Origin of the sequence: Microbacterium sp. ARD32 (assembly GCF_031844385.1) — a bacterium.
GTDB lineage: Bacteria > Actinomycetota > Actinomycetes > Actinomycetales > Microbacteriaceae > Microbacterium.
Genome location: NZ_JAUZVD010000001.1, coordinates 70,985 through 92,197, shown reverse-complemented (window position 1 = coordinate 92,197; position 21,213 = coordinate 70,985). Strand labels below are relative to the sequence as shown.

At 70.1% G+C, this 21,213-nt stretch carries 21 protein-coding genes; 7 read left to right on the top strand and 14 right to left on the bottom strand.

Going from position 1 to position 21,213, the window contains the following annotated elements; genetic code table 11:
- The first annotated feature begins 101 nt into the window (after positions 1-101).
- Positions 102-290: a DUF3073 domain-containing protein gene (locus Q9R19_RS00435; RefSeq protein WP_311254388.1), complete on the top strand. Its 189-nt coding sequence runs from the start codon at positions 102-104 to the stop codon at positions 288-290.
- Between the two features lie 39 nt (positions 291-329).
- On the opposite strand, the gene Q9R19_RS00430 is transcribed toward Q9R19_RS00435, so the two are convergent.
- From Q9R19_RS00430 to purM, 3 genes are read right to left on the bottom strand one after another with little or no spacing between them, the layout of a single operon-like run.
- Positions 330-1,682: an MFS transporter gene (locus tag Q9R19_RS00430; RefSeq protein WP_311254387.1), complete on the bottom strand. Its 1,353-nt coding sequence runs from the start codon at positions 1,680-1,682 to the stop codon at positions 330-332.
- Between the two features lie 21 nt (positions 1,683-1,703).
- On the bottom strand, positions 1,704-3,176 hold the full coding sequence (gene purF / locus Q9R19_RS00425; RefSeq protein ID WP_311254386.1) for an amidophosphoribosyltransferase: 1,473 nt from the start codon (positions 3,174-3,176) through the stop codon (positions 1,704-1,706).
- 5 nt (positions 3,177-3,181) lie between these two features.
- Complete coding sequence (gene purM, locus Q9R19_RS00420) at positions 3,182-4,297, bottom strand: phosphoribosylformylglycinamidine cyclo-ligase (RefSeq protein WP_311254385.1); 1,116 nt, start codon at positions 4,295-4,297, stop codon at positions 3,182-3,184.
- A 238-nt stretch (positions 4,298-4,535) separates the two neighbouring features.
- Here purM and Q9R19_RS00415 point away from each other — a divergent pair, with 238 nt between their 5' ends.
- From Q9R19_RS00415 to Q9R19_RS00405, 3 genes are all read left to right on the top strand, one after another.
- A complete protein-coding gene (locus Q9R19_RS00415; protein ID WP_311254384.1) occupies positions 4,536-4,847 on the top strand; it encodes a hypothetical protein in 312 nt (103 codons plus the stop codon).
- 41 nt (positions 4,848-4,888) lie between these two features.
- Positions 4,889-5,488 (top strand): zinc-binding alcohol dehydrogenase, encoded by a 600-nt coding sequence (locus tag Q9R19_RS00410; protein ID WP_311254383.1) that lies wholly within the window; start codon positions 4,889-4,891, stop codon positions 5,486-5,488.
- A gap of 109 nt (positions 5,489-5,597) precedes the next feature.
- Positions 5,598-6,299 carry a YceI family protein gene (locus Q9R19_RS00405; RefSeq protein WP_311254382.1) on the top strand — a complete coding sequence of 234 codons (702 nt, stop codon included), beginning with the start codon at positions 5,598-5,600 and terminating at the stop codon, positions 6,297-6,299.
- A gap of 27 nt (positions 6,300-6,326) precedes the next feature.
- Here Q9R19_RS00405 and Q9R19_RS00400 read toward each other — a convergent pair whose 3' ends face one another.
- From Q9R19_RS00400 to Q9R19_RS00365, 8 genes are all read right to left on the bottom strand, one after another.
- Positions 6,327-6,644 carry a potassium transporter Trk gene (locus Q9R19_RS00400; protein ID WP_311254381.1) on the bottom strand — a complete coding sequence of 106 codons (318 nt, stop codon included), beginning with the start codon at positions 6,642-6,644 and terminating at the stop codon, positions 6,327-6,329.
- A 46-nt stretch (positions 6,645-6,690) separates the two neighbouring features.
- Positions 6,691-7,047, bottom strand: a complete 357-nt coding sequence (locus tag Q9R19_RS00395; protein ID WP_311254380.1) for a sterol carrier family protein — start codon at positions 7,045-7,047, stop codon at positions 6,691-6,693.
- Between the two features lie 9 nt (positions 7,048-7,056).
- The gene (locus tag Q9R19_RS00390; RefSeq protein WP_311254379.1) at positions 7,057-8,766 is read right to left on the bottom strand and encodes a hypothetical protein; all 1,710 of its coding nucleotides are present in this window, start codon (positions 8,764-8,766) and stop codon (positions 7,057-7,059) included.
- On the bottom strand, positions 8,756-9,745 hold the full coding sequence (locus Q9R19_RS00385; protein WP_311254378.1) for a PfkB family carbohydrate kinase: 990 nt from the start codon (positions 9,743-9,745) through the stop codon (positions 8,756-8,758). Before Q9R19_RS00385 ends, Q9R19_RS00390 begins: the two co-directional genes overlap by 11 nt.
- Positions 9,745-10,614: a carbohydrate ABC transporter permease gene (locus tag Q9R19_RS00380; protein ID WP_311254377.1), complete on the bottom strand. Its 870-nt coding sequence runs from the start codon at positions 10,612-10,614 to the stop codon at positions 9,745-9,747. The genes Q9R19_RS00385 and Q9R19_RS00380 overlap by 1 nt, the downstream gene beginning before the upstream one ends.
- Positions 10,614-11,555 (bottom strand): sugar ABC transporter permease, encoded by a 942-nt coding sequence (locus Q9R19_RS00375; RefSeq protein WP_311254376.1) that lies wholly within the window; start codon positions 11,553-11,555, stop codon positions 10,614-10,616. Before Q9R19_RS00375 ends, Q9R19_RS00380 begins: the two co-directional genes overlap by 1 nt.
- 59 nt (positions 11,556-11,614) lie before the next feature.
- On the bottom strand, positions 11,615-12,925 hold the full coding sequence (locus tag Q9R19_RS00370; RefSeq protein ID WP_311254375.1) for an extracellular solute-binding protein: 1,311 nt from the start codon (positions 12,923-12,925) through the stop codon (positions 11,615-11,617).
- Between the two features lie 146 nt (positions 12,926-13,071).
- Positions 13,072-14,394 carry an alpha-glucosidase/alpha-galactosidase gene (locus Q9R19_RS00365; protein WP_311254374.1) on the bottom strand — a complete coding sequence of 441 codons (1,323 nt, stop codon included), beginning with the start codon at positions 14,392-14,394 and terminating at the stop codon, positions 13,072-13,074.
- Positions 14,395-14,479: 85 nt separating this feature from the next.
- On the opposite strand from Q9R19_RS00365, the gene Q9R19_RS00360 reads away from it, so the two are divergent.
- From Q9R19_RS00360 to purD, 3 genes are all read left to right on the top strand, one after another.
- Positions 14,480-15,289 carry a DeoR/GlpR family DNA-binding transcription regulator gene (locus tag Q9R19_RS00360; protein WP_311254373.1) on the top strand — a complete coding sequence of 270 codons (810 nt, stop codon included), beginning with the start codon at positions 14,480-14,482 and terminating at the stop codon, positions 15,287-15,289.
- Between the two features lie 64 nt (positions 15,290-15,353).
- Positions 15,354-16,040, top strand: a complete 687-nt coding sequence (locus Q9R19_RS00355; protein ID WP_311254372.1) for a CoA pyrophosphatase — start codon at positions 15,354-15,356, stop codon at positions 16,038-16,040.
- 48 nt (positions 16,041-16,088) lie between these two features.
- Positions 16,089-17,366 carry a phosphoribosylamine--glycine ligase gene (gene purD, locus Q9R19_RS00350; protein ID WP_311254371.1) on the top strand — a complete coding sequence of 426 codons (1,278 nt, stop codon included), beginning with the start codon at positions 16,089-16,091 and terminating at the stop codon, positions 17,364-17,366.
- Positions 17,367-17,425: 59 nt separating this feature from the next.
- Here purD and Q9R19_RS00345 read toward each other — a convergent pair whose 3' ends face one another.
- The 3 genes from Q9R19_RS00345 to Q9R19_RS00335 are packed head-to-tail and all read right to left on the bottom strand — an operon-like array spanning position 17,426 to position 21,189.
- Positions 17,426-18,604, bottom strand: coding sequence for an ROK family transcriptional regulator (locus Q9R19_RS00345; RefSeq protein ID WP_311254370.1), 1,179 nt, complete (start codon positions 18,602-18,604; stop codon positions 17,426-17,428).
- 54 nt (positions 18,605-18,658) lie between these two features.
- On the bottom strand, positions 18,659-19,708 hold the full coding sequence (locus Q9R19_RS00340) for an ABC transporter permease (RefSeq protein WP_311254369.1): 1,050 nt from the start codon (positions 19,706-19,708) through the stop codon (positions 18,659-18,661).
- Positions 19,705-21,189: a sugar ABC transporter ATP-binding protein gene (locus Q9R19_RS00335; protein WP_311254368.1), complete on the bottom strand. Its 1,485-nt coding sequence runs from the start codon at positions 21,187-21,189 to the stop codon at positions 19,705-19,707. Before Q9R19_RS00335 ends, Q9R19_RS00340 begins: the two co-directional genes overlap by 4 nt.
- Positions 21,190-21,213: the final 24 nt, after the last annotated feature.

Below are 21,213 nucleotides of genomic sequence, written 5' to 3'. Positions count from 1 at the left end.
GCTATCCTGAATGCTACTCTTACCGGCCTCGAGCCGGTGCCGTGAAAAATCATCGGGCTTCGCACAGCCCGCTGCTGAACTCGTAAAAGGGGGTCTCGCGCATGGGCCGTGGCCGTCAGAAGGCGAAGCACACCAAGATCGCTCGCGAACTCAAGTCGTACAGTCCGAACGTGAACTTCTCCGCACTGGAGAGCGAACTCGGACACCCCTCTTCTGAGGAGGACCAGTACGTCGACAAGTGGGCCGACCAGTACGAGGACGAAGACGAGGACGAGCTCGAAAGGGCCTGATCCCTGCACTCCTGAGCGCAGCAGTCGCCCGGACGCGCGTCACCAGGCGCTGTGCCTGGCCTCCCACTCGTCCTCGACGGTGCGGCGACGGCCCGCGATCATGCCGGCCGGGATGCTCGCGATCAGCACCGCCCCGATCACGATCAGCGGCGCCGTCCAGCCGCCCGTCGCCTCGTGCAGCAGACCGATCAGAACCGGGAAGATCGCGGCCAGCGTGTAACCGACGCTCTGCACGAAGCTCGAGAGCAGCACGGCGCTCTCCGAGCTGCGGGAGCGGATGCTGATCAGCACCAGCGCCAGCGGGAACAGCATCCCGACGAGTCCGAACAGCACGGTCCACAGCCAGAGCAGGCCCGGCAGCGGCGCGAGAAGCAGACCGAGGATGCCGGTCAGACCGCCCAGCGCCGCGAACAGGAACAGCGGCCGCGTGGCGTGGAAACGCACGACCAGCACGGGGATCAGCAGCGACGACGGCAGACCCACGAACGCGAACAGCGACAGCAGGAGGCCGGCTGTCGCCGCATCCACACCCACGACATCGATCATGATCACCGGCAGCCACGCGAACGAGACGTAGGCCATGATCGACGACGTGCCGAACGCCGCCGACAGCGCCCACACCAGCGGGATGCGCGCGAGCCGGGCGAAGAGCCGGCGGTTGGTCGGGGATGTCGCGATCGGGCCGGTGATGGCGAAATCGGGCCCTTCGACAGGCTCAGGGACCCATTCATTCCGGGGCGACCCTTCGATCCCCACGCCCCTCTCCGGCCGTCGCTCCGCGCCGCCCGGAGCCTCGGCGGCGCGTGGGCCCGTCGAAGCGTCGCGTCCCTTCACCAGCATCCCCAGCCAGGGCAGCACGCCGGCGAGGGCGAACACCGCCCACATCGCCAGCGAGAAGCGCCAGCCCGCGGCATCCGCCACCGGCACCGCGACCAGCGGCGGCACGAACGTCGAGAATGCCATCGCCGTGGTGTACAGCGTCATCATCAGCCCGATGCGGTCGGGGAAGTACTTCTTCACCAGCGGCGGCATCAGGATGTTGCCCATCCCGACACCCGCGAAGATCACCGCCGTCGCCAGCACCAGACCCACCGACTCCGCGACCAGTCCGCGCAGGACCAGCCCGGTCGCGATCGCGACCAGCGCGATCACGGTGAGTCGCTCGATCCCGAGGCGGCGCTCCAGCAGCGGCGTGAGCAGGCCGAACACGGCGAAGCACACCGGTGGCAGCGTGCCGATCAGCCCCAGCACCGCCGACGAGAGCGGGAAGTCGGATGCGATGTGGTCGACCACCGGCGACAGGGATGCCACGGCCGAGCGCAATGAGAACGCGCACAGCAGGATGCCGAGCACCGCGAGTGCGCGGCCCTGCCAGAGCGGTTTGGCTGTCATGATGCCCGCCCAGTCATGCGGTCACGAGGTCTGCGACTTCTCGACCCAGTCCAGGTACTCGGGAGTCACGGTGCCGGTGATGTAGCGGCCGTCGAAGCAGCTCATGTCGAGGTCGGTCAGGCCGGATCCCTCGATGATCGCGGCCTTGAGGTCGTCGACCTCCTGGTACACGATCCGGTCACAGCCCAGCTCCTCGGCGATCTCGGGGATCGTCCGTCCGTGCGCGACCAGCTCCGACCGCGACGGCATGTTGATGCCGTACACGTGCGGGTGGCGCACCGGCGGTGCCGCCGACGCGAAGATCACGGACTTCGCACCGGCGTCGCGGGCCATCTGGATGATCTGGGTGCTGGTGGTGCCCCGCACGATCGAGTCATCGATCAGCAGCACGTTCTTACCCTGGAACTCCGCCGACATGGCGTTCAGCTTCTGCCGCACGCTCTTCTTGCGCACCGCCTGCCCCGGCATGATGAAGGTGCGGCCCACATAGCGGTTCTTGTAGAAGCCCTCCCGGTACTCCTTGCCCAGCTTGCGGGCGACCTCCATGGCCGAGGGGCGCGACGAGTCCGGAATCGGCATCACCACGTCGATCTCGTCCAGCGGCACGTGCGTGGCGATCGTGTCAGCCAGCTTCTCGCCCATGCGCAGGCGCGACTCGTACACCGAGACGCCGTTCATGATCGAGTCGGGGCGGGCCAGGTACACGTACTCGAACGCACACGGCGTGAGCTGCGTGCGCTCGGCGCACTGCTGCGTGAACAGCTCGCCGTCGTTCGTGATGAACACGGCCTCGCCGGGCTCGACCTCGCGCACCACTTCGTAGTCGGCGTTCTCGAGCACGAGCGACTCGCTCGCGACGACCCACTCGTCTCCGCCCTGGGTCGCTGAGCTCGTCGAAGCGCGCCGCCCGAGGATGAGGGGACGGATGCCGAACGGATCACGGAAGGCGAGCAGGCCGTACCCGGCGATGATCGCGATCACCGCGTACGCGCCCTCGATGCGCTGGTGCGTGCGGGCGACCGCCTCGAAGATGCGCTCCGGCTCCAGATCCACGGTCGACGTGGTGGTCTGCAGCTCGTTCGCGAGCACGTTCAGCAGCAGCTCGGTGTCGCTGGACGAGTTCAGGTGCCGCCGGTCGCGACGCTCCATGTCGGCGGTCAGCTCACGGGTGTTGGTGAGGTTGCCGTTGTGGATGAGCACGATGCCGTACGGCGAGTTCACGTAGAAGGGCTGCATCTCCTCTTCGCTCGAGGCGGTGCCCTTGGTGGCGTAGCGCACATGCCCCAGGCCGATGTTGCCGAGCAGCGAGCGCATGTCACGGGTCCGGAACGCCTCGCGCACCATGCCCTCGGCCTTGGCCATGTGCATCACGCCGCTCGGCTCCGCGGTCGCGATGCCGGTGGCATCCTGTCCGCGATGCTGCAGCAGCAGAAGCGCGTCGTAGATGTCCTGATTGACGGGGCCGGTGCCGACCATTCCGACGATGCCGCACATGCGTGTTACTTCGCTCCGTCTCGGTACGCGCCCACCAGGCGCACAGCTCCACCGTCGACGCCCTTGGCGCCCTCTTCGAAGTCTCCGGCCGGACGCGCGCCGGTGCGCACCGTCCCCACCTGCCAGGCCGCGATCCCCTGCGCGCCGATGGCGGCGATCGCGGCATCCTTGTGCTCCTCGGCGACGACGGCGAGGAATCCGACGCCGAGGTTCCAGGTGCCCTCGGTGTCGGTGATCGGCGTGCCGGCGATGTCCGCCAGCACGCGGAACACCGGGCTGGGCGACCAGGTGGACCGGTCGACCTCGGCCCAGCTGCCCTGCGGCAGCACGCGGGCCAGGTTGGCGGCGATGCCGCCGCCGGTCACGTGGCTGAGGGAGTGGATGCCGCCGGGCACGGCCTCGATGAGCTTCAGCAGCGGCGTCGTGTACAGCCGGGTGGGCTCGAGCAGCGCCTCGCCCCAGGTGGTGCCGAGGTCGGCGGCGTTGTCGCCGTAGCCGATGCCGGCGTTCGCGACGATGTGGCGCACGAGCGAGTAGCCGTTGGAGTGCAGTCCGCTCGAACCGAGCGCGATCACGGCGTCGCCGTCCTGAACCAGGTGCGCGCCGAGCACGGCATCCGCCTCGACGACTCCGGTGGCCGCACCGGCCACGTCGTAGTCGCGCGGGCCCAGCAGGCCCGGATGCTCGGCCGTCTCGCCGCCGACCAGGGCCGTGCCGGTCGCGGTGCACGCCTCGGCGATGCCGCGCACGATGTCGGCGATGCGCTCGGGCACCACCTTGCCGCACGCGATGTAGTCGGTCATGAACAGCGGCTTCGCGCCCACCACGACGATGTCGTCGACGACCATGCCGACCAGGTCCTGCCCGATCGTGTCGTGCTTGTCGATGGCCTGCGCGATAGCGACCTTCGTGCCGACGCCGTCGGTGCTGGACGCCAGCAGCGGACGCGTGTAGCCGAGCAGGGCGCTGGCGTCGAACATGCCGGCGAATCCGCCGACTCCGCCGAGCACCTCGGGCCCGTGCGTCGCGCGCACCGAGGCCTTCATGAGTTCGACGGCGAGGTCGCCGGCCGCGGTGTCGACACCGGCCTGGGCGTAGGGATTGGTGGGTGAGGCTGCCACCCTCACAGCCTACCGGGCCGAGCCGGTCGCGGCGGGCTCGGAGACGACGGCCGCGACAGGGCGAAGCGGATGCCGGGGCCAGGGACGTGCTATCATGAGTGGTTGCGCAGGTTCGCCGGTTCTCACCCGGTGCAGCGCACGCCCGGCCAGGGCACTGAAGGCTGGTTCGCACCGACGCGAACCCCTCCCCGGCCACAGCGGATGCGGCAGCGTGCCGCCCGCCCACGAATCAAGAATCATGAGCAGTATCCACACTTCCGCGCGCCTCGGCGCGCCCGCACCGATCACCGAATCCACTCCGGACCCGACCGCGTCCGACTTCTCCTGGCGTCAGGCCGACGACGACGTGTTCGTCGCGACCAGCGGCGGCGAGTACGCCGGTTTCGTCACCTTCGAGCACGACGTGCACGTGGTGCACGACAGCCACAGCCGCCGGATCGGCAGCTACCCCACCCTCGCGGCCGCCCGCCAGGCGCTGGTCGACGCCACGCATCCGCAGTCCCGTCGCCGCGCGCGCCTGCAGCGCCGCATCCTGGCCCGCCGCCGCTGACGCTCCGCGCACAGCGCACGCAACCCCCATACGATGGGGCCATGAGCGAGAAGCCGCAGTGGCTGATCCGCGAGGACGCGGGCACCTCGGTGCTGGTCGCGCTCGCGCTGCGTCAGCTGCTCGGCATCCGTGCTCCGGAGGACCTCCCCGCGCTGCGCGGACTCGAGGTGCGCCGCCCCGACGCGGCCGACGCCGACGAGGCACTCGAGGCGCAGTGGCGCGAGTACTGGGACATGACCGTCGAACCGCGCGCGCACCATTCCGACGTGCCCCTCGACCTGGTCGACGGCTTCGACACCCTGGTCGCCCTGCCCACCACCGGCGCGGAGGATCTGCGCGACGCGATCGTGCCGCACGCGGCATCCGCTCTGCGCTACGCGCAGGACGTGCACAACCGCTACGTCGACAGCGTCAGCTCGTCGGGTGGTGCCTACCGGGCGTACGCGAGCGCGATCGCCGAGTTCGAGCGAGAGATCGGGCGTCGCGCGCACTCCTTCGAGCTGAACGTGCAGGTGCTGCCGTTCAGTCAGCGCGGCATCTGGTGGATCGGCGCGCTGAGCGTGGCCGTCACCGACGGGCTGCGGCGCGACGTGGTCGCGTTCGATGCGGCCATGCGACCGGTGATCGCCGAACTCGCCTGATTCCTTTGCCTCGGCTGGCGGATGCTGATGTAACCGCTGAATCTCGCCATGCCCGGCGCATCGCCGTGGTTGCATCGCGAGGAACACTCCTCCACGACAGGACACTGCCATGAAGAAGCGCACACTCGTCACCCTCGCCATCGCCGGAGTCGCGGTGGTCGGACTCGGAGTCGGCGCCGCCGTGGCCGGACCGATCATCTACCGCGACTACTTCGTCGAACCCGCGGCATCCGCTCCCGCACTGCAGACTGCCGAGGACACCGCGGCAGGAGAGGCGGTCGACGTCGCCGATCTGCAGGGGGAGTGGACGGTCGGCGACGACTCGTACGCCGGCTACCGGGTCGATGAGGTGCTCAACGGCACCGACGTCACGGTGACCGGCCGCACCGAGAAGGTGACCGGCGCGCTGACCGTGTCCGACGACGCGCTGACCGCCGCGCGCATCGAGGTGGACGTCGCCTCGATCGCCACCGACTCCGGCAACCGCGACGCGTACTTCCGCAACGACGCGATGCGGGCGTCCGAGTCCCCCACCGCGACATTCGAGCTGACCGAGCCCGTTCAGGCCGGATCCGCCCTGCAGCAGGGCGTCGCGCAGACGGTCACCGCCACGGGCGATCTCACCCTCGCCGGGGTCACGCAGCCGGTGAGCGTGGAGCTGCAGGCCGTGCTGAACGGCGAGAGCGGTCAGGTGGTGGGCAGCATCCCGATCACGTTCGCCGATTTCGGCGTCGAGGCGCCCAGTCTGGGATTCGTCTCGGTGGAGGACGACGGTTTCGTCGAGTTCTCGCTGCAGCTCGTGCGCGGCTGAGTGCGCAGGGCGGCCGATCGCCCGCGCTCAGTCGTCGGATGCGATGACGCGCTCGTGCTCGACGCGCACCGTGCGCTCATGGCGGCGGGCCGTGCGCTCCAGGATCAGCGCGACCGTCCCGGCGAGCGCGATGCCGATCGGCACTGTCCACAGCAGAGCGAAGCCGAACACCTGTCCCGGTGGGTAGACGACATCGATCACCGCGGACTTCTCGTAGCTGCCGACCGCCGTCAGGATGCCCGCGACGATCACGCCGAGCACGGCGCCCAGTCCAAGGAACACGCCGAAGCGCGGGACCGGTCGGATCCGGGCCTCGGTCGTCTGGTGCTCTGCGCTCTGCGACATGCCCCCATTCTCCCACGCCACGCCCGCGCTCGCCCTGCATCCGGTGTCAAGGGCGCAGCGGAAGCAGGTCGGCCAGGTCGGCCCGGGTGCCCGATGCCGCCACGAGCCCCGCAGCCACGGCATCCGCCCACGACTGCGCGCCGGTGGCCACGGCGATCCAGGTCGCGGCATCCATCTCCACCACGTTCGGCGGGGTGCCGCGGGTGTGCCGTGGCCCCTGCACCACCTGCACGGCGCCGAACGGCGGCACGCGCACCTCGACGCTGTTGCCCGGAGCCTTCTCGTCGAGCAGCTGCAGCAGATACCGCACGGCGGTCGCGATGCTCGGGCGGGAGCCGTCGCCGGACGCGACGGCGGCGAGCGCAGCGCGTCCCTCGGCGATCTCGATCCTGCGGGGCGGCATGGGTCCAGGCTACGCCGCGGATGCCGCTGTCCTGACCAGCCGCACGAAGCGCACGACCAGGTCGTCGGCCCCATCGCTCAGCGAGATCCTCAGCCGAGTGGCGTCCTCGCCGACCGCGCCGTCGGGGAGTGCCACGGTCGCCGTGCGCCATTCCCCCGACCCCGTTCTCGGGACGGCGACGGACGACCCGGCATCCGTGTCGATCGCGAACGCGCCGTCGCCGGTGTCGAGGAACGTCACCTTCAGCACGGTGCGATGACCGTCGGATGCCGTGGCGAAGCGCGGATCCACCGACAGCACGAACCCGGTGTCACCATCGGCCACCGCGGTGGAGAGTCCTTCGTGCGCGATGCCGTTGTCCTCCTCGAGGTCGCCCTCGTGCGTGTCGACGTCCGTCCGGTGCGCCACCGACCCCGGCTCGTCGACCTGCACGAGCCAGCGCTCGAGATTGCGCACCCAGGGGCGGTCGCGCCACTGCCTGGGGAACTCCTCGTCGGCCCAGTAGCGGTCCTCCGCATCTCGGAACGCCGCCCACGCGTCGGGGGAGGTCTCCGCCTTCTGCCCGAGCTCCAGCCGCACCCAGTCCCAGTGCTCCGCGTACTCCGCCAGGTACGAGGGGCCGGGCACCACGTACATCCAGTTCATGCGCAGCTGCAGCGCTTTCAGGTTCGACTGCCGCACCGAGTAGTACGGATCGCTGCTCTGATAGCCGCAGTCGTTGTAGCACTCGTTCTCGGTGGCCACCACGTAGCGACCGCTGTGGATCGGCAGCGACTCGTCCACGACGAGGTGGCCGTCGGGCTGGATGCTCGAGCCGTAGGCGGGTGCTTCGCTGAGGTGGAAGTTGGCCAGCTCGGTGATGCCGGTGCGCACACCCATCCCCGCATCCACCGCCTGCCTCGCCAGCAGATCGTCGGCCTCGCCGAAGGGGCCCCACGGGTAGTCCTCGCCGGTGAAGACCAGCTTGCGGGCGTTGTCGCCGAAGAGCTCCACGAGATCCGACCAGGCGTGCCCGTACCAGCGCAGGTAGGTCTCCTCGTCGAGGTCGCCGCTCTCGACCGCGGCGGAGATCATCTCGTAGTCGTACTCCGCCCAGGTGAACGCGCCCGGCACGTACACGAAGCGCAGCCGCGGATCCGCAGCGAGCCCGGCGTCGACGAAGAGCGCGCGATAGGTGTCCATCAGGTGGCCCCACACGCACTCGTCCCAGATCGGCAGGTGCCGCTGGCCGTCGTAGTCGGGACCGTACGCGCCGACACCGCAGTCCTCCGCCACCCACTCGGGCGCCCAGTCCTCGCCGCTGGCGAAGATCCGCATCCAGAAGTCGCCGGGCTCGCGAAGCTGCGCATCCAGTCCCTCGAAGCTCATCCCCTGCGCCTCGCCGGTCGCGACGCGGTCGAGCGCACCGCCCTTCTCCGGCTGCAGCTGCCGCCAGCTGACATCGACCGAGCGGACGGCCACGAGGTCGTCCGGGGACGCCTCCTCGGAGAACAGGCCGGAGTTCTCCGCCGGGCGCACCCAGTCCGGCAGAGTCCAGTCGTCACCGTCCTGCAGGTGCGCGCCGTCGGGCCCCGCATCGACGAACGCCGTCCTCGGCCCGACGTCGAGGACGGCGTCGGAGCCGGCACCGGTCGGCAGCGGATCCGCGTCCGCACTCACGCCGCACCCCGAGAGCACCAGCAGCACCGCCGCGAGAACGACGCCCGCCTCACGACGCACCGCTCGGCTCCTCCGGCCCGCGCACGCCCTCCCAGCGCGCGCCCACCGCGGCCCGTCCGGCGGCGAGCGCCGCGTCGATCTCGGCATCCGTCGCCTGACCGCCGGTGCCGCCTGCGCCGCGAGTGGACAGCGATCCGGCGGCTGCGGCGCGGTGAAGGCACTCGATCATCGCCATACCGGCCGTCCAGGCGGCGAGGAACCCCGCGTCGAAGCTGTCTCCGGCGCCCGTGGTGTCGGTCACCTGCACGTCGAGCCCCGGCGCGCGCAGCACCTCCCCGTCCGCGACGGCGAGCCCGCCGGCCGCGCCGTCCTTGACGACGACGAGGGGTCCGCGCGCGGCCAGCGCGCGCGCAGCGGTCTCGGCATCCGAGGCGGTCTCGCCCTGTGCCCGAGCCAGCGCGATCGCCTCCGCGGCGTTCGGCAGCAGGACGTCCGTCAGCGGCAGGCACTCGGCGATGCCGTGCCAGCGCTCATCCGGATCCCAGTTGGTGTCCAGGCTCGTGGTGACGCCGCGCCTGCGCAGCTCGGCCATCACCTCGGGAAGCTGCGCGGTCAGGGCCGGGACCAGGAAGGACGAGGCGAAGTGCACGTGCGTGGCGTTCGTCGCCGCCCGCAGCACCTCCTCGCCGGTCAGCCCGGAGATCGCGCCGGCGAGCGTGAGGATGGAGCGGTCCTCCGGCGCGGACAGGATGACGGATATCCCCGTCGGCGCGTCGACCGTGCTCACAGCGGAGCAGTCCACTCCGGATGCCGTGAGCAGCTCCCGGGTGCGCGCTCCGAACAGGTCATCCCCGACGCGCGCCACCAGCGCGGTGTCGACGCCCAGGCGCGCCAGCCCGGCCGCGCAGATGCCGGCGCTGGAGCCGAGCACGAGGTCGGCGCCGTCCAGCAGCTGCTCCGCCTGACCGAACCGCGGCCGCACGTCACCGCGCAGCACGAGATCGAGATTCGCGTCACCCGCGACGAGTATGCGTGTCATCAGCCCTTCATCCCCGACATGGTCATCGTCTGCACGAACTGCTTCTGCGCGAACAGGAAGAAGAGCACGAGCGGCGCCGTCGCGATCACGTTGCCGGCCATGAGCAGGTCCCACTGGGTGCGGCGAGTGCTCTGGAAGTTCGCGATGCCGAGCTGGACGGTGAAGATCGAGTCGTCGTTGATGGCGATCAGCGGCCAGATGAGGTCGTTCCACGAGCTCAGCAGGGTGAAGATCGCCAGCGTGGCGATGGCGGGCTTGGCCAGCGGGAGCACGACGCGCAGGAAGGTCTGCAGCCGGTTCGCTCCGTCCAGCGCCGCCGCCTCCTCGATCTCGGCGGGGATCGAGAGGAAGAACTGCCGCATCAGGAAGATGCCGAACGCCGAGGCGAGCCACGGCACGAACGCCGCCGAGAGGGTGTTGATGATGCCCAGCTTCGAGAACATGATGTACGTCGGGATCATCAGCAGCTGGGTCGGGATCATGATCGTCGCAACGATCATGAAGAACCCCATGTTGCGGCCGCGGAAGCGCAGCCGGGCGAAGCCGTAGCCGGCCAGCGAGCACAGCACCACGTGCCCGACGATGGCGATCACCGAGACGATCATGCTGTTGACCAGCCAGATCAGGATGTCGGTGGTCGTGAACAGCGCGATGAAGCCGTCCAGGGTGAACCGCGACGGCACGAACGGCGGAGGGAACTTCACCAGCTCCTTGGCCGGCGAGAGCGAGGCCAGGATCATCTGCGCGAACGGCAGCACGAAGATCAGGGCCAGCGGGGCGAGCACGAAGTGCCAGCCGCTCATCCGCCGGCGGCGGCGCGGCGGCCTGCCGGGGCGGCCGGTGGTGATCGTGTAGGTGCTCAGCGTCATCAGAACGCCTCCACGTTGCTCTTGCGGGAGTAGATGACCATGCCGACCGTGATGATCAGGGTCGCGGCGAACAGCACGTACGCGGCGGCGGAGCCGTAGCCGAACTGCAGGGTCTTGAACGCCTTCTCCCACAGGAAGTAGACGATCGTCTTGGTCGCATCCAGCGGACCGCCTCTGGTCGTCGTGAAGACCAGGTCGAACAGCTGCAGCGCTCCGATCGTCTGCCAGATCGTGACGAACACCGTGACCGGCCCGAGCTCGGGCCACACGACCCGCCAGAACGTCTGCCAGCGATTCGCGCCGTCGATGCGGGCGGCCTCCAGCAGATCGGGCGGAACATCCTGCAGCGCGGCCAGGTAGATGACGGTCGTGAACGCGGCCTCGCCCCAGAGCGACATGATCGCGATCACGAGCATCGCCTGGCTCGGATCCTCCAGCCAGCCCTGCGCCGGCAGCCCGGCGGATCGGAGCAGGTTGTTCGCGAGGCCGTACTGCGGACTGAACAGGTAGGTCGCGAGGATGCCCGTCGCCGCGGCCGACGCCACGAACGGCACGAAGATCGCGGTGCGGTAGATGCCGATGAATCGGATGTTCCTGTTCAGCGCGACGGCGAGGAAGAGGCCCAGCAGGACGGATGCGGGGACGAAGAGCGCGACGTAGAGGCCGGTGTGCGTGACCGCATCCCAGAACTCGGCATCCGACATGAGATCGGAGTAGTTGTCCCCGCCGATGAACCGCGCCTGCGAGAACCCGTTCCACTTCTGCAGGGAGAGCAGCAGCGCCCAGCCCGCCGGGAAGATCGACAGACCGAGGACGATGATCATCGCCGGCCCGATGAACCCCCACCCGGTGAGGTCGTCGCGCCACCGCCTCCGAGGATGCCGGCGTGCGGTCCCCGCGTCTGCGCCACGGCGATCAGCAGCCGGAGCCCTCCCGCTCATCTCGGTCGCCTCGGTCGTCCGGGGCGTCTCGCCGGTCATCCTCGTCGCACCTGGCGTCGTCATCGGTTCGAGAGCGCCCGATCAGCCTTCTCCGCCGCGTTCTTCAACGCGTCCTCGGGAGTCCCCTGCCCCTGGAGCACCTTGGAGATGGCGTCGGCGATCGCCTCGGACAGCCCGACGTATCCGGAGACGGTCGGGCGCGCCTTCAGCGCGTTCTCGTTGTTCTTCGCCATGACGTCCAGCCCGGGCAGTGCGATCACCTGGTCCTGGAACTCGGGGGTGTCGATCTCGGAGTCCCGTAGCGGCAGGTTGCCGTAGGCGACGTTCCAGCGCAGATCCTGCTCCGGGGCGGTGAGCCAGGTCATCAGCTTGACCGACCAGTAGTTCTCGTTCACGTCCTGCGTGTCGAACAGCGCCCAGATGTCCGGCCCGGACACCGTCTGGTGATCGCCGTCGGTGCCGGGGAGGATCGTCACCCCGTAGTCCGTGCCCGCCTCGTTCAGGTCCCACAGCTGCCACGGTCCCGAGGTCATCATGCCGATGCGATCCGACGCGAACAGCTGCGCGAATTTGGTGTCGGTCTGGTCGAGGTAGACGCTCTTGTCGTCCACGGCCATGGCCCGCAGGAACTCGAGCGCCGCCACGCCCTCATCGCCGGCGAAGGCGACGGACTGGTCATCGGCGAGGATCTCTCCGCGGTTCTGCCACAGGTGCGGCCAGAACTGCCAGGTGGTCTCCTCGGAGCCGGAGACCGAGTACGCGTAGCCGTACGTCTCCTCGGCGGGGTCGGTGAGCTTCTTCGCCGCGGCGCGGAAGTCGTCCCAGGTCCAGTCCTCGGTCGGGTAGTCGACGCCGGCCGCATCGAAGACGGTCTTGTTGTAGATCAGCGAGATGTTGTCGACCAGCGCCGGGAATCCGATGATGGACTCGCCGGTCGGCTGCACCGTGGCGCGCGCCGCTTCGGAGAACTCGTCCCAGCCCACCTCCGGGTCCTGGACCTCGTCGGTGATGTCGAGGGTGCGCTGCGAGGACTCCAGCTCGCTGGCCCACGACCCGAAGGCGTAGGAGATGTTGGGATAGGAGTTGCCCGCGAATCCCGCCGACAGCTTCTGCAGCAGCTCCTCGGTGGACGAGGCGCCCGAGGAGATCTTGATGGTGACGTTGGGGTGGAGCTTCTCGAACTCGTCGGCCATCCCCTCCAGAAGCGTCTCGGCCTCGTCGCTCTGGCCTGTCCACCAGGTGATCGTGACGTCTGCTTCGGGGTCGAGCTCGGTGGCGCCCTGCGGAGCAGAGCATCCGACGAGACCGCCGGTGACGGCCAGGGTGGCTGCCGTGGCGATGGAGATCCGGCGACGGGTGCGACTTTGCATGCTGCGGTCCTCTCTGAGCGAGTTCCCCTCATGATGGCGGAGAGAATGCTCACTTATCAATAGAAATGCCCGAATCGATCAGTCGAAATGACGTGCATCTGCACTTAACCGGTTTCATCGCCCCACTCGGGGCGGCACGGCGCCGCTCAGATGATCGCTTCGTTCAGCCGACCCCCGAGGCTCGCGGGCAGAAGCTCGCCGTGCGCCGCGGTGAGCTCGTCGCACAGCTGCCAGATCTGATCGGGAGTCAGCGTGGAGCTCGCGTTGGGGTCGGCCAGCACCGCCCGGCGCACCAGCTCGGGGTCGCCCTCTCGGGCGGCGCGGATCGTGAGCTCGGCCACGGAGAGGTAGGCGCGGTTCAGCGCCGCGCCCGCTGCCGGGATCGCCCCCCACGCGATCGGATGGACGCCGTCGCCGTCGACGGTCGCGGGCACCTCGACGACCGCTCCCTGCGGCAGGTTGTCGATCAGCCCCGCGTTCACGACGTTCGCGTGGATCTCCCTGGGCGTGCCGGTGAGCATGGAGTGGATGATCTGCGGAGCGTACTCGGCGGCATCCCCCTCGTCGTGCAGCGGCACGTGCTCGCCCCGCGACAGTCGCCGCTGCGCATCATGGAACTCGTCGACGTTCTCCTCGGAGATGCCGATGTACTGCAGCGGCTCGAGGCGGAACCGCTCGATCTGCTGCGGCGAGCGCAGGAACCAGCTCAGGTACTCGGAGGAGTGCTCGCTCGTCTCGGTCGGGTAGAAGCCGATGCGGCGGAAGATCTCGGCGCGCACACGGCGCCGCAGGTCCGGCTGCTCCTGAATCCGCTCGCGCAGCCGCGGATACAGGTCCTCGCCGTCCCGGCTCCACTCCGTCAACCAGGACTGGTGGTTCACCCCGGCCGCACGGTAGTGCGTGCCCTCCAGCGGAACGCCGACCAGCTCGCACAGGTCGTTCACGGTCCAGTAGACGCTGTGGCAGAGCCCCACGGTCCTGATGGCGGGAGCGACCGTCGACATCCACCACACGTTCATCGCCATCGGGTTGGTGTAGTTCAGGAACCACGCGTCCGGACACAGCTCCTGCATGTCACGGGCGATCCCGGAGAGCACCGGGAAGGTGCGCAGGGCGCGGAAGACGCCGCCCACGCCCGTCGTGTCGCCGATCGTCTGCAGCAGCCCCTTGGCCGCGGGGATCTCCAGGTCGACGCGCGTGGCCTGGATGCCGCCGACCTGGATCATGTTGATGACGAAGTCGGCGCCCTGGAGCGCCTCCCGGCGATCGGACAGCGCGCGCACGGAGACCGGGCACCCGAGCTGGCGGCTGATGTCCAGGACGGTCAGCCGCGCCACTTCGAGCCGCGCGGGATCGATGTCGTGCAGCGCGATGTCGAGTGCGGGCAGGTCGGGGAATCTCAGCAGATCGGTGACGAGCTGGCGCGTGAACACCACGCTGCCGGCACCGATGAACGTGATCGTGGGCATGAGGCGATTCTGAGACCGAATGCACGCCTTGCGCAAGCAGATGATCCGATTGACAGTCATTCGCTCACTGTGGATGATCGAAGACATGGCGTCCGAATACAGTGTCCAGTCCGTCGCGGACATCGGCGGGTCTCCCAAGCGCTCTCGCAGGATGGCGGGCATCCTCGACGCGATCGCCGAACGCGGCGAGGCGACTCTCGGCGAGCTCACGGACATGTTCGGCAGCTCCGCAGCCACTCTGCGGCGGGATCTGACCGCGCTCGCCGCCCAGGGGCTGATCATCCGCACGCACGGGGGCGCGAAGGCCGCCGGCTCGCTCGCCGAGGTTCCCGTCGCGCTGCGGGACACGCGCTTCCAGGACGCCAAGCGCCGCATCGCCCGTGAGACGGCTGCGCGGATCCCCCGGGAACGGCAGGCGATCGCGCTGAGCGGCGGCACGACCACGGCCGGCGTGGCCCGGGAGCTCGTCAATCACGCCGAGCTCACCGTCGTCACCAACTCGCTGTCGATCGCCTCTCTGATCGCACCCCATCCGCGCCTGCGGGTCGTGATGACCGGCGGGATGCTCCGGCCGCAGTCCCTCGAGCTGGTCGGCGCGCTCGCCGAGGCGACCTTCAACGCGATCAACGTCGGCACGGCCATCCTCGGCGCCGACGGGTTCAGCGCGCGCGCCGGTGTCACGACGCACGATGAGACCGAGGCGCGCACCAACCGCGCGATGGTCATCAAGGCGCAGCGCACCATCGTGGTCGCCGACGGATCGAAGATCGGCCGGGTCGCGCTCGCCCAGATGGCGGATGCCACCGACGTCGACCTGCTCGTGACCGACGACAGCGCCGATCCCGAGGAGCTCGAGCGGCTGCGCGACGTCGGCGTCACGGTCGTGATCGTCTGACGCGCGGATCCTCCGCGAGCGCGCGCGCCGCCACGGAGCCGCGACGGGCGTAGGGTCGATGACGATGACGGAATCAGCGGAGACCACGGCGCTGCGCGGCGCACGCGCCGAGCTGATCGCGACGGCCGCGCGCGCGGGCGAGTGGACGCCGGTCCTCCCGATGACCGTGGACGCGCCGCATCCGGCATCCGTGCTGATCCTGTTCGGCCGGCTGGACAGCATCCCCGCGCGCACCGACGAGCTCACCGTCGCCGCCGACCTCGACGTGCTGCTGCAGCGGCGCGCGGCGACGCTCTCGTCGCACCCGGGGCAGGTGTCGTTCCCGGGCGGCGGCCGCGAGACGCAGGATGCCGACGCCGTCGCCACGGCGCTGCGCGAAGCGCAGGAGGAGACCGGGCTCGATCCGGACGGTGTCGAAGTGCTCGCCGCGCTGCCCGAGATCCCGCTGGCGGTGAGCAACTACCTGGTGACGCCGGTGCTGGGCTGGTGGCGCGAGCCGTCGCGCGTGGCGGCGGTGGATCATGCCGAGACCGTCGACGTGTTCCGCGTGCCCGTGGCGCAGCTGATCGACCCCGCGAACCGGTACACGTCGGTGCTGCATCGCGACGGGATGACGTACCGCGGCCCCGCGTTCGAGGTGGACGGCACCGTGGTGTGGGGGTTCACCGCCGGCATCCTGAACGCGCTCTTCGACGCGGCCGGCTGGGCGCTGCCCTGGGACCCGTCGATCGAGCGCCCGGTCACGGTCTGACCTCTCCACCGTCTGATCCCTTCGAGGCCCGCCGGTAGGCTTGCGGGCATGAAGATCCTGGTCCTCGGCTCCGGCGCGCGCGAGCACGCGATCATCCTCTCCCTGCGCTCGGAGGACGCCGAGCACGAGATCCTCGCCGCTCCCGGCAACGCCGGCATCGCCCAGGACGCCGCGATCGTCGACGTCGACCCGCTCGACGGCGCCGCGGTCGCGTCGTTCGCCAACGAGCGCGGGATCGACCTGGTGGTGATCGGTCCGGAGGCCCCGCTCGTCGCGGGCGTCGCGGATGCGCTGCGCGAGCGGGGCATCCCGGTGTTCGGCCCCGGCAGGGCGGCCGCGCAGCTGGAGGGGTCGAAGGCGTTCGCGAAGCGGATCATGGATGCCGCCGGCGTGCCCACCGGACGGGCGGTGCGGGCCGCATCCCTGTCCGAGGTCGATGCGGCGTTCGACGACTTCGGCGCACCGCACGTGGTCAAGGCCGATGGCCTGGCCGCCGGCAAGGGCGTGATCGTCACCGCCGACCGCGCCGAGGCCCTCGCGCACGCCGAGCACTACCTGCCCGCCGGCCCCGTGCTGGTAGAGGAGTTCCTCACCGGCCCCGAGGTGTCGCTGTTCTTCCTCAGCGACGGCGACACGGTGCGTCCGCTCGCGCCCGCGCAGGACTTCAAGCGCGCGCTGGACGGCGACGGCGGCCCGAACACCGGCGGCATGGGCGCGTACACGCCGTTGCCGTGGCTGGCCGAGCAGTTCGGCAGCGTCGAGGCGTTCGTCGACGAGGTCACCGAGACCGTCGCGCTGCCGGTGATCCGCCAGCTGGATGCCGAGGGCACGCCGTTCATCGGCCTGCTCTACGCCGGCCTCATCCTCACCCCGGCGGGCGTGCGCGTGATCGAGTTCAACGCCCGCTTCGGCGACCCCGAGACGCAGGTCGTGCTGCCACGACTGCGCACCCCGCTGTCGCAGCTGCTGCTGGCGGCGGCGTCCGGGCACCTCGAGGACCAGCCGCGCCCGGAGTTCTCGGACGAGGTCGCCATCACGGTCGTGCTGGCCAGCGAGGGCTATCCCGAGTCACCGCAGACCGGTCGCATGATCGAGGGGCTGGCCGAGGCGGCATCCGTCGACGGCGTGCGCATCGTGCACGCCGCGACCGGCGCGCCGGACGCACCCGGCGGATCGCTGGTCGCGACCGGCGGGCGGGTGCTGAACGTCGTGGCGACGGGTGCGGACTTCGCGGATGCCCGCAGCCGCGCCTACGAGGCGATCGGGCGGATCCGCCTGGAGGGCGCGCACTACCGCCACGACATCGCGGCGCGCGTCGCCGACTGAGCCGGCTGAGCCGACGCACGGAGCCGGCGCACCGAGCCGGTCCCGGTCGCCGATCCCAGTCAGCCGCCCAGCGCGAAGCTCTGCGGCAGGATCTCGGGCGAGAGGGCGTGCTCGATCGCGAGCACGGCTGCGCCCAGCACCGCTGCGCGCCCGGCCGTCACCGACTGCGCGATGGTGAGGTGCTCACTGGACAGCGGCGTGGTGCGCGTGTAGACGATCTCGCGGACGCCGGCGATGAGGTGCTCGCCCACCCGGGCCATCGCCCCGCCGATGACGACGAGCGACGGGTTCAGCAGGCTCACCGACGTGGTGAGCACTTCGCCCAGGTCGCGCCCGGCCTGACGCACCGCCTGGATGGCCTCGACGTTGCCCTGCTTGACCAGCTCCACGACATCCGCGCCGTTCGCGGCGGGGAAGCCCCGAGCGGCGAGAGACGCGGCGATCGCCGGACCGGATGCCACGGCCTCCAGGCAGCCGCGGTTACCGCAGGGGCAGGGCACGTCGGCACTGCGCGCGACCCGCACGTGCCCGATGTCGCCCGCCGTGCCCTGCGCGCCGCGCAGCAGCCGGCCGTGGGAGATGATGCCGGCGCCGATGCCGGTGGCGACCTTGACGAACATCAGGTGGTCGATCCGCGGCCAGGCGAAGGCGCGCTCGCCCAGCGCGGAGATGTTCACGTCGTTGTCGACGAGCACCGGCACCTCGAGGTGCTGCTGCACCCAGCCCGGCACGTCGAACCGGTCCCAGCCGGGCATGATGGGCGGGTTCACCGGACGGCCGGTGGGATGCTCCACCGGGCCCGGCACGCCGACGCCGACGGCCGCGACGCGACCACGGTCGAAGCCCAGTGAGCGCACCAGGCTCGCGGCGGTCTCGACCGCCCAGCCCAGCACCTCCTCCGGTCCGCGCGCGACCTCCAGCTCGCCGGTCTGCTCGGCGAGCACGGTTCCGGCCAGGTCTGCCACGGCGACGGTCGTGTGCGAGGCGCCGATGTCGAGCCCGATGACCACCTTCGCCCCGGGGTTCAGCGCGAACTGCGACGGCGGGCGGCCGCCGGTGGATGCCGCATCCGCGACCGGGCGGATGAGATCGCGGTGCATCAGCTCGTCCACCCGCGCGGCCACCGTCGAGCGGGCGAGGCCGGAGGCCTTCGCCAGCTCGGCGCGGGTGCGCGGGACGCCGTCGCGGAGCAGCTGGAACAGCTCCCCGACACCGGCACTGCTCGCGTTGGTCGGCATTCGTCTCCCGTCTGGTCCGGTGTCGTGCAGAGACTTCTGCCGTACCGTGGCAGTCTACGCGCGCGATTCGGCAGAAGTCCGTCGCGTGCCCTTGCGCACCCGCTTCACGGCGAAGCGCTGCTGCAGCAGCACGGCGATCACGATGATCACGCCCTTGGTGATCGCCTGCAGCGACGAGGACATGTTGTTCTGCACGAACACGTTCTGCAGCACAGCGAAGATCAGCACGCCGAACACGGTGCCGGTGATGGTGCCGCGCCCGCCGATCAGCAGCGTGCCGCCCACCACGACGGCGGCGATCGCGTCGAGCTCGTACAGGTTGCCGTGGGTGGAGGTTCCCGCGTTGGTACGCCCGAGGATCATGACCGCCGCGATGCCCGCCGTGAGCCCGGCCAGGGCGTAGAGCCACATCACGTGCTGGTTCACCTTGATGCCGGCCAGGCGAGCGGCCTCGCGGTTGCCGCCGATGGCGACCGTGCGCCGGCCGAAGGTCGTGCGGTTCAGCAGCAGCCAGCCGGCGACGGCGACGACGGCGAAGATCCAGATGAGGATGTCGATGCCGAGCAGGTCGACGTTCATCGCCTTCAGGAAGCCGCGGTCCGAGACCACCAGCGTGCGGTTGTTCGCCAGCACCTCGGCCAGGCCGCGCGCGCCGACCAGCATGGCGAGCGTGGCCATGAACGCCGCCACCTTGCCGTACGCGATGACGACGCCGTTGATCAGCCCGGCCCCGGTGCCCACGAGCAGTGCGATGACGATCGTGACGATCCAGTGCGACGACTTGGCGATGTCCTGGATGGCGGCCAGCGAACCGACGACCGAGGCCAGCGCCAGCACCGCGCCGACCGAGAGGTCGATGCCGCCGGCGATGATCACGAAGGTCATGCCGACGCTGATCACGCCGATGATCGACGCCTGACGCAGGATGACGAGCGCGTTGCCCAGGTTGAAGAAGTTGTCGAACGCCGTCAGCATCCCGACGGCGACGATGGCCAGCAGGGCCACCACCAGGCCGAGGTTGCGCCCGGCCGCGCCGGAGAACAGCGACCGGCGCGGCGCGGATGCCGGGCGGTCGACGACGGGAGTACGGGTCTGCTCGCTCACGCGGGGGTTCCTTTCATGACGAGATCGAGCACGCCGTGCTCATCGATCTCGGAAGCGGGGAGAGAGGTGAGAACGCGCCCGTCGCCGACGACGAGCACGGTGTCCGCGAGACCGAGCACTTCCTCGATCTCGCTCGAGATGATGACGATCGCGTGCCCGTCCGCGGCGAGGTCGCGGATGAGTCCGTAGATCTCGGCCCTGGCGCCCACGTCGACGCCGCGGGTCGGCTCGTCCAGCAGCAGGATGCGGCTGCCGTGCGCCAGCCATCGCGACAGCAGGATCTTCTGCTGGTTGCCGCCCGAGAGCGTGCCGGCCGGCAGATCGGGGTCGGCGGGCCGCAGCTCCATCGCATCGATCTGCTCGCGGGCGATGCGCCGCTCGGCGCGTTCGTCGAGCCAGCCGGCGGTGGCCGTCCGCGCGAACGACGACAGCGTGACGTTGCGGAAGATGGGCTCACCGAGCACGAGTCCCTGCGACTTCCGCTCCTCGGGGCTGAGCCCGAGGCCGGCCCGCACTGCGGCGGGCACGGAGCCGCGCGGCAGCGGCGCACCGTCGACGAGCACGCGGCCGGAGGAGGCCGGGCGGGCGCCGTAGACGGTCTCGACGATCTCGGAACGACCCGATCCGACCAGTCCGGCGAGCCCGACGATCTCGCCCGCGCGCACCGAGAACGACACGTCCGAGAACACTCCGTCCAGGCCGAGGCCTTCGACCTCGAGCAGCACGGGCGCGTCCGCGCCGATCGGCACGCGCTCGGGGAACACGTTCTCGACCAGCCGGCCGGTCATGTGGGTGATCAGGGTCGGCGTGGGGGTGTCGGCCACCTCGAGATTGCTCGCGGTGCTCGCGCCGTCCTTGAGCACGGTGATCCGGTCGCCAATGGTGCGGATCTCCTCCAGCCGGTGCGTGATGTAGATCACGGCGATGCCCTGGGCGGTCAGTTCCTTCACCACGTCGAAGAGGCTGCGCACCTCCTCCGCACCGAGCGCGGCCGAGGGCTCGTCCATGACGATCAGCCGGATGTCGTGCGACAAGGCGCGCGCCATGCTCACGAGCTGCTTCTCGGCCGCGCTCAGGGAGCCGACCTCGGCGTGGGGCGAGAGCCGCTCGCTGCCGAGCCGCTTCAGCAGCTCGCGCGCCCGCGCTGCGGTCTCGGCACGCCGGGTGAACCCTGCGCGGGAACGCTCGTGCCCGAGGAAGATGTTCTCGGCCACGGTGAGGTCGTCGACGACGTCGAGCTCCTGGTACATCGTGGCGATGCCGAGGTCGATCGCGGCCTGCGGGTTGCCGATCGAGACGGCCTCTCCGTTCCACAGGATCTCGCCCGCATCGGGCTGGTGCACGCCGGCGAGGGTCTTGATCAGGGTGGACTTGCCTGCGCCGTTCTGGCCGAGCAGGCAGTGCACCTCGCCCGGCCGGATCTCGAGGTCGACTCCGCGCAGGGCGCGGACCGCTCCGAAGGTCTTCTCGACTCCACGCATCTCGAGTAATGCCGGAGTCTGGTC